At 56.2% G+C, this 6,000-nt stretch carries 8 protein-coding genes and 1 pseudogene; 5 read left to right on the forward strand and 4 right to left on the reverse strand.

The genetic code is table 11. The features are described 5' to 3' along the window. Positions 1-111: 111 nt before the first annotated feature. On the reverse strand, positions 112-390 hold the full coding sequence (locus tag AC2FIT_RS20270; protein ID WP_068339431.1) for a hypothetical protein: 279 nt from the start codon (positions 388-390) through the stop codon (positions 112-114). A gap of 187 nt (positions 391-577) precedes the next feature. Between AC2FIT_RS20270 and AC2FIT_RS20275 the strand changes: the two genes are divergently transcribed. Beyond that, the gene (locus tag AC2FIT_RS20275) at positions 578-1,306 is read left to right on the forward strand and encodes an SDR family NAD(P)-dependent oxidoreductase (protein ID WP_496831936.1); all 729 of its coding nucleotides are present in this window, start codon (positions 578-580) and stop codon (positions 1,304-1,306) included. Positions 1,307-1,358: 52 nt separating this feature from the next. Here the strand turns inward: AC2FIT_RS20275 and AC2FIT_RS20280 are convergent, their stop codons facing one another. Next, positions 1,359-2,114 carry an N-acyl homoserine lactonase family protein gene (locus AC2FIT_RS20280; protein ID WP_496831937.1) on the reverse strand — a complete coding sequence of 252 codons (756 nt, stop codon included), beginning with the start codon at positions 2,112-2,114 and terminating at the stop codon, positions 1,359-1,361. A gap of 41 nt (positions 2,115-2,155) precedes the next feature. On the opposite strand from AC2FIT_RS20280, the gene AC2FIT_RS20285 reads away from it, so the two are divergent. Further along, on the forward strand, positions 2,156-3,283 hold the full coding sequence (locus AC2FIT_RS20285; protein WP_496831939.1) for a pyridoxal phosphate-dependent aminotransferase: 1,128 nt from the start codon (positions 2,156-2,158) through the stop codon (positions 3,281-3,283). 688 nt (positions 3,284-3,971) lie between these two features. Here AC2FIT_RS20285 and AC2FIT_RS20290 read toward each other — a convergent pair. After that, positions 3,972-4,139 (reverse strand): hypothetical protein, encoded by a 168-nt coding sequence (locus AC2FIT_RS20290; RefSeq protein WP_496831941.1) that lies wholly within the window; start codon positions 4,137-4,139, stop codon positions 3,972-3,974. Positions 4,140-4,239: 100 nt separating this feature from the next. Between AC2FIT_RS20290 and AC2FIT_RS20295 the strand changes: the two genes are divergently transcribed. Together AC2FIT_RS20295 and AC2FIT_RS20300 are read left to right on the forward strand one after the other, a co-directional pair. Continuing rightward, complete coding sequence (locus AC2FIT_RS20295) at positions 4,240-4,587, forward strand: hypothetical protein (RefSeq protein ID WP_496831943.1); 348 nt, start codon at positions 4,240-4,242, stop codon at positions 4,585-4,587. 95 nt (positions 4,588-4,682) lie between these two features. Next, positions 4,683-5,351, forward strand: coding sequence for an FMN-dependent NADH-azoreductase (locus tag AC2FIT_RS20300; protein ID WP_496831945.1), 669 nt, complete (start codon positions 4,683-4,685; stop codon positions 5,349-5,351). Positions 5,352-5,425: 74 nt separating this feature from the next. Here the strand turns inward: AC2FIT_RS20300 and AC2FIT_RS20305 are convergent, their stop codons facing one another. Continuing rightward, positions 5,426-5,746, reverse strand: coding sequence for a DUF1989 domain-containing protein (locus tag AC2FIT_RS20305; protein ID WP_496831947.1), 321 nt, complete (start codon positions 5,744-5,746; stop codon positions 5,426-5,428). A 124-nt stretch (positions 5,747-5,870) separates the two neighbouring features. Here AC2FIT_RS20305 and AC2FIT_RS20310 point away from each other — a divergent pair. Next, a pseudogene (locus AC2FIT_RS20310) lies at positions 5,871-6,000 on the forward strand (IS5/IS1182 family transposase); the annotation flags it as partial.

The following is a 6,000-nucleotide window of genomic DNA, read 5'->3' on the forward strand; positions in this document are numbered from 1 at the left end:
TCACCGACCGAATACCCTAAGCCCCCGCACACGAAACCGGCTTAGCGAAACCGCGACACAGTCCGCCAACCCGGTTTTCACGGCGGGCTTACCCGACCCCAACAGGGTTCTCTATTCACTCACGCCACGCGCAGCCTGAGGGTGCTCAGCCAGGAACCCCCGCAAAACAGCAAACAAAGCCTGCGCATGTTGCGCATCGTCAGCATGCAAAGCGGCGCGAATATCGTCGCAGATCATTTCGTGTACTTTTTGTGGCCCGTGGTGAACCTGCATCAGGTAGTTCCCCATCAGCGCAGCGTCATATGTGGTTAAATGCTCGTGTTCAGCGAGCGCATCAATCTCTGCCCGCGTGAGCGCGGACATGTCTTCGATATCTTCTACCGAAATCATGGTTCTCAGCCTCCTCACCCGTGAACACTAACCATCAAAACGGCATAGTACCTTGATTTCGCTCAAGCGCCGGCCAGCCCGCTTTTTCATGCGAGATTAGTTTTGGCCTCTCCGCCAAAAGCGGTTAGCTAGGTTTACACCATGTGGCATAGCACATTTTTTCGACGCCAAGGTTGGAGGCATTACCATGAAAACAGTCGTTGTGACCGGGGCTGCAGGAGGGATGGGGCAGGCTATTAGCCGCCATCTACATGCAGATGGAATGCACGTGATCGGACTGGACCTTGACCCAGACGGGTTGGGAGAACTGGCAGCTGAACTGGGTGGAAATTTCACGCCTATCTCTGTTGACCTGACTGATCCTGAGGCCATTTCCCGCACGTTTGCTGACATCAGGACAGAGCATGGCGGTTTGGATGCTTTGGTAAACAACGCGGGAACCTGCCTCATGTCAGATTTCCCGCACATTCCGGCCGAGGAATTAGACAAACAGATGGCGATCAACTTTTCCTCTGCGTTCCATTGCTGCCAGCAGGCGGTTCAATTGATGGTGGAACGAGACGGTATCAAGAAAATCGTCAATATTTCGTCAAACGGAGCCTACAACTTTGATGTTTTTGACCCGCCACACTACCGCGCGTCCAAAGCGGCGTTGGACACGCTGACCAAAGACCTTGCCCGGCGCTATGCACGAGACAAAATCTGCGTGAATTCTCTGGCTCCGGCCATGACCGAGACACCGCTTTTTGGTGTACTTACCGAAGATGTTTTGCAGTCAGCCATCGATGCCATGCCGCATGGCAAAGCGATGCGGCCTGAACAAATCGCATCTTGGGTCAGCTTTCTTATCTCGCCAGCGGGCGATGTTTCCAGCGGCAACGTTATTATCCTGAATCAGGGGCGCGACGTAAGATAAGCCGTTTTCGCACGGCACGCTTACTGAGACAGCCGCGCCTAATTCTATGGGTTCAGCTATAGACTTCTGGTGCTTTTTTCAAATCGGGCCACTGTTTTGGGCAATGCCCATAGATCACAAAGGCATTTCGCCTGGATGCCAGACGCATGAGCCGGTCCGCGCTGGCAATTGCTGCGTCTTCGTCACAGGATCCGGCAAATTTCTCGTCGATTTCTTCCGGTCGTGAGATCGCATCACTGGTTAGCAAAAAGGTGCCAGAAGGAAGATCGACCATCACCGCGATCTGGCCTGGCGCGTGGCCGGGTGCCGCCAGGACTGTAAGGCCCGGTCCGATCTCTACATCGCCTTCAACTTCCAGGTAGTCCTGATCTGGCCATTCCAGCGGTTGCACATCACCCCAGTATAACGGGCGCGGCAAAGCGCGTTCCGTGGCCGCGATCAATATGGGTGAGGCAGGAAAAGCGCCCAAGGCTCCGACATGGTCGATATGGGTGTGCGTACAAATCTGCAGTGTGATGTCCGACGGATCCACCCCCAGCTTTGCCAGCTGTGACCGCGGCAGATTTTCGGGACCGCAGTGCAAGACCTCGCCAAACTCAAACAGACGATCTTCTTGAACCGCAGCTTCGGTGTCGGTTGCGTATTTTTCGGGGAAACCCGTGTCGATAAGAATCGCCTCTCCGGCATCGGTGCGGATCAAAAACCCGCAAATTCCTATGATGCGGCCATTGGAATTGACCTTGAAAAGCCCATAGTCCAGCACGGCCAGATCGCGTGGACGCCCTTTGACAAACCCCTTTGCTTTCACACACTCTCTCCTTGTTTTGTCACAAGGATTTCGAGCTCGGCATGAAAGTCAAGATGCACACGCTTTTTCAGTACCTGCTGGATACAACAGAAGCAGACCCCGAAGCCTTCGTCGGGTTTTCTTTGTCCGAGTCTCCGCGTCTGGGTGAGTTTTTGGATGCGCTGGACCCAGAGCTGCCGCTGGATTGGAACCAGAAGAGCTTTCGCGGCTTACCCGCCCTTAGGAACCACGTATTGGATAGGGCTGGTCTTTCCGGGATATGTCAACCAGACGATGTTCTTATCACAGCAGGCGCGGCTGAGGCCTATTACCTTGCATTCATGCAATTGGTCCAGCCAGGTGACGAAGTGGTGACTGAACGTCCGGGCTGGCCACAAGCGGGTGTGCTGGCTGAAGCAGTCGGCGCAACCCTAAAAGTGGTGGATCGGGATGAGGCCTCGGGCTGGTCCTTGCCGCTAGATGCTGTTGAGGCCGCAGTGACCCAACGAACGCGTCTTATCTTTCTCACCAACCCAAACAATCCGACCGGACGCCTGATGACCCGCGGCGAACTTGAAAGACTGGTCCAAATCGCGGATCGCGTTGGCGCGTGGCTGGTTGTGGACGAGGTTTACGCAGGTTTGGAATGGGAAGGTGCGCGTGCGCCTTCAATTGCCGGGATGTATCCGCGCGGCATCACAACAGGAAGCGTATCCAAAGCGCTTGGTCTGCAAGGGTTGCGCACCGGTTGGATGATTTGCCGTGACCCGGATTTGATCTGGGATGCAATCATTCTGCGGGAAAACTCCAGCGAGATTATGAACATACTTGGCGAAGTCATTGCTGAAATCGCGTTGAGGCCTGACAGGTATGATCAGGCCATACAGACGGCGCGGGCAGCAGGATTGAGAACGCTAAAGCGACTTGATGAATTTGTCTTGAGTCAACCGCGCCTGGAGTGGGTTAAACCGCAGGCCGGATTGATTGGCCTGGCACGGCTCGACGGGATTGATGGAAACGCGTTTGCCAAACGCTTGCTGGCCGATCCCTACCGCACGTTCCTTTTACCGGGCTCATCTTACGGCATGCTCAACCACATCCGACTGGGCGTCGGAGGAGGCGCCGCAGCCAACTTGGATCTCGGGTTGGAACGTATGGGCGAACTTTTGGCGAACTGGCAGAGCAAGTAGCCTCAGGCTTCGCCATGACGTTTGGAAAACAACACAGAAGCACGCAACCTGAACTCCGTTTGGTGCAAGGGTCAGCTTGACCCCCCTAGCCCCGACCGGCACGCTATCAAATAGAGGGCTCAAGTTCCGGGAAAGCCCAACTGCCGTCCACGTTTTCGCGCGCTGCTGATAGAGGCTGATCGACCACATCCCGCCTACAGGTACGTCGACGGGTACCTCAATCCGGTATTCAACCACAGGCAGCCCCGGCTTGTTGCTGACATTGAGCGCGCTGTTCTCCAGCAAGCGATCCGCTCATGCATCTTTAGAAGATAAGTGAAAACTAAAGTCCGTTCAGTTCGAAAATCGTCTTTCGTTTCGACTAGCTGAATGACCGCCTTAAAGCCATTGCAGAAGTGCTGAAACCAACTGCGCGCGTACGCAGCGCACCAATCTGCGGTTCTGTCGAACTTCACTCGCTGCCTCGCACAAGGAAATGCAGCCGTTCTAGCAGCACGCAGCAAAAAGACACGACTTCACGTAGTACGCAGGACTAATCGAAAGAACGCGCCCATGAAGCAAAGCGCTGAACTTCGGCAAAACGCGGATGACCCCCACGGCTTAGCGCCCAAAAGGTTGTGCCGGACAATTCCGCTTCAAACAGGCGCACCAGGTGTCTGGCTGCAACTGCTTAGGCCACCAAGACACTTTAGGCCAATACCACGCGTTGACCTGCCAGCGCCGCGTCAACGGTATTGATTTCCTCGGAATAGTGCTGTGTGATTTCTGGCACCGCACCCCCAAGCCCGGCTGCGTGAGACCAGCGCTGCCAGCTGGGCGACGCTTCCGCGCCGCAACTCCAGCGGCACTGGATCACAACGGCAGGTGCAGAATGGCGGCGTCGTCATCGACCAGAGGCTGGCTCAGCAGCTCCGGTGCGCAGAGCATGATCGGACTGTCTTCAAAAGCGGCGACCATTGATCTTCCGGCTTTGCCTGACCCGCGTAGCGAACCGCAAAATCGACATCGCCACTGGACAGGTCGACCGGGTGGTTGTCGACCTCGACCTTCAGATTGAGTCCGGTCTGACTGCGCGGGGCGGGCAGTCAACCCATAAGCCAGAGACTGGTGAAAGCCACTTTGACCGAAACGGTCAACGGGCGGTCCGCATTGGGCTGCGAAATCCCTGCGATGGCACCGGCCATGCGGTCAAAACTTTCGCGCTGCAAGGGAAAAACGCAGATGCCCGGCGGCTGCGTCAAAAGCACGAAGCGCATGGCGTCGCATCGGTTCCAGCCTTTCCGATCGGTCAGGAACCCAGATGAATCTCATTCATCCATGCCGTGAAAAATTCGCCTTCGCCATGGGATTGGCCGCTTGATAGGCAAGTCCTGCAGTGCAGAAACTCAGGAGATTTCCCATGCCCACTCTGTTGCGAATTGATGCAAGCGCCCAGCTTGAAGACCGTTCCCTGACCCGCCATTTGACCGGGCTGTTCACCCAAAGCTTTCTGGCTGAAGCTCCGGAAACAAAAGTGATTACCCGCGATGTAGGGTTGAACCCTATTCCTGCAATTGACCATAAATTCATCCATGCCGCCTTTACCCCGCCCGAAGAGCGTGAGCCGTGGATGGACGAGCGTCTGGCCCTGTCGGACGAGCTGGTCGACGAAGTGATCGCGGCGGATATCGTCGTTCTGGGGGCGCCGATGTACAACTACGGTATGCCGACCGCTTTGAAAGGCTGGATCGACCACATCGCGCGGATCGGTCGGACCTTTTCCTTTGATCTGGCGCGCGGCGATACGCCGATCGAGCCGATCCTGTCGGGAAAACAGCTGGTGGTGCTGTCGTCGCGCGGTGAATTCGGATTTGAGCCGGGTGGTGTGCGGGCTCACCTCAACGCGCTTGATCCGGCGCTGGCGGCCTGTGCGCATTACTTCGGTGTAGCGCAGGCGGATATCGATACGATCGCTATCGAATATCAGGAGTTCAAGGACGCGCGTCACGAAGCGTCGGTTGAATCGGCAGAGACTCGCACCCGCGAACTGGCCGCGAAACTGGCCGGTGCGGCGGCGCAGGCAGCCTGAAACAAACGTTTGAAACGGTAAAACCTGGGGGCGCGGATCGAAATCCGCGCCCCCATGGTCGAGACTGGGGCCCGTCACTCCATCGCTCCTCCTTCGATAACCGGCGAGTTTATCCAGAGGTTCAGCGGGCACTTCACCGGTGAAGGGCGCAAACCGATTGCCGCCAGCGCCATGCGCAGATTGTCGGTGCAATTGTCGTGATATCCCTGATGCCCAAGTTGGGTATACCGGTGAATATCGCAAGACGCGACAAGCGTGTCGTGAACACCGGGTGAGGTGTCCTCGACCAAAGTCAGGATCGGGCGGCGCCGGTTGGTCACCAGCGCATCGTCAGGGCGCGGTGATATGTGCTTCAAGGTGGGCGCAAGTGTTCCATCGAAAAATATTCGTTGCAAACACCTTCGGCAAAAGTCCAGAAATCGCTGATCTGGCTACCGTCGGCATTAAGCTCTGGACCCGTTGATTTGGTTTTATTTGACGCGCCGGGCTGTTTTAAGCTTCTGAACTTATGGAGGCGTGATGAGCAATTTGTTTTGGTTGGCCGACGAGCGGATGGCTCGGTTTGGAACGAACTTCCTGAATAGTCATGGCACGCCGAGGGTTGACGACAGGCGTGTGTTGAGCGGGTTATCTTTTTCGATCGCAATGG

This window comes from Ruegeria sp. YTSA135, assembly GCF_059610165.1.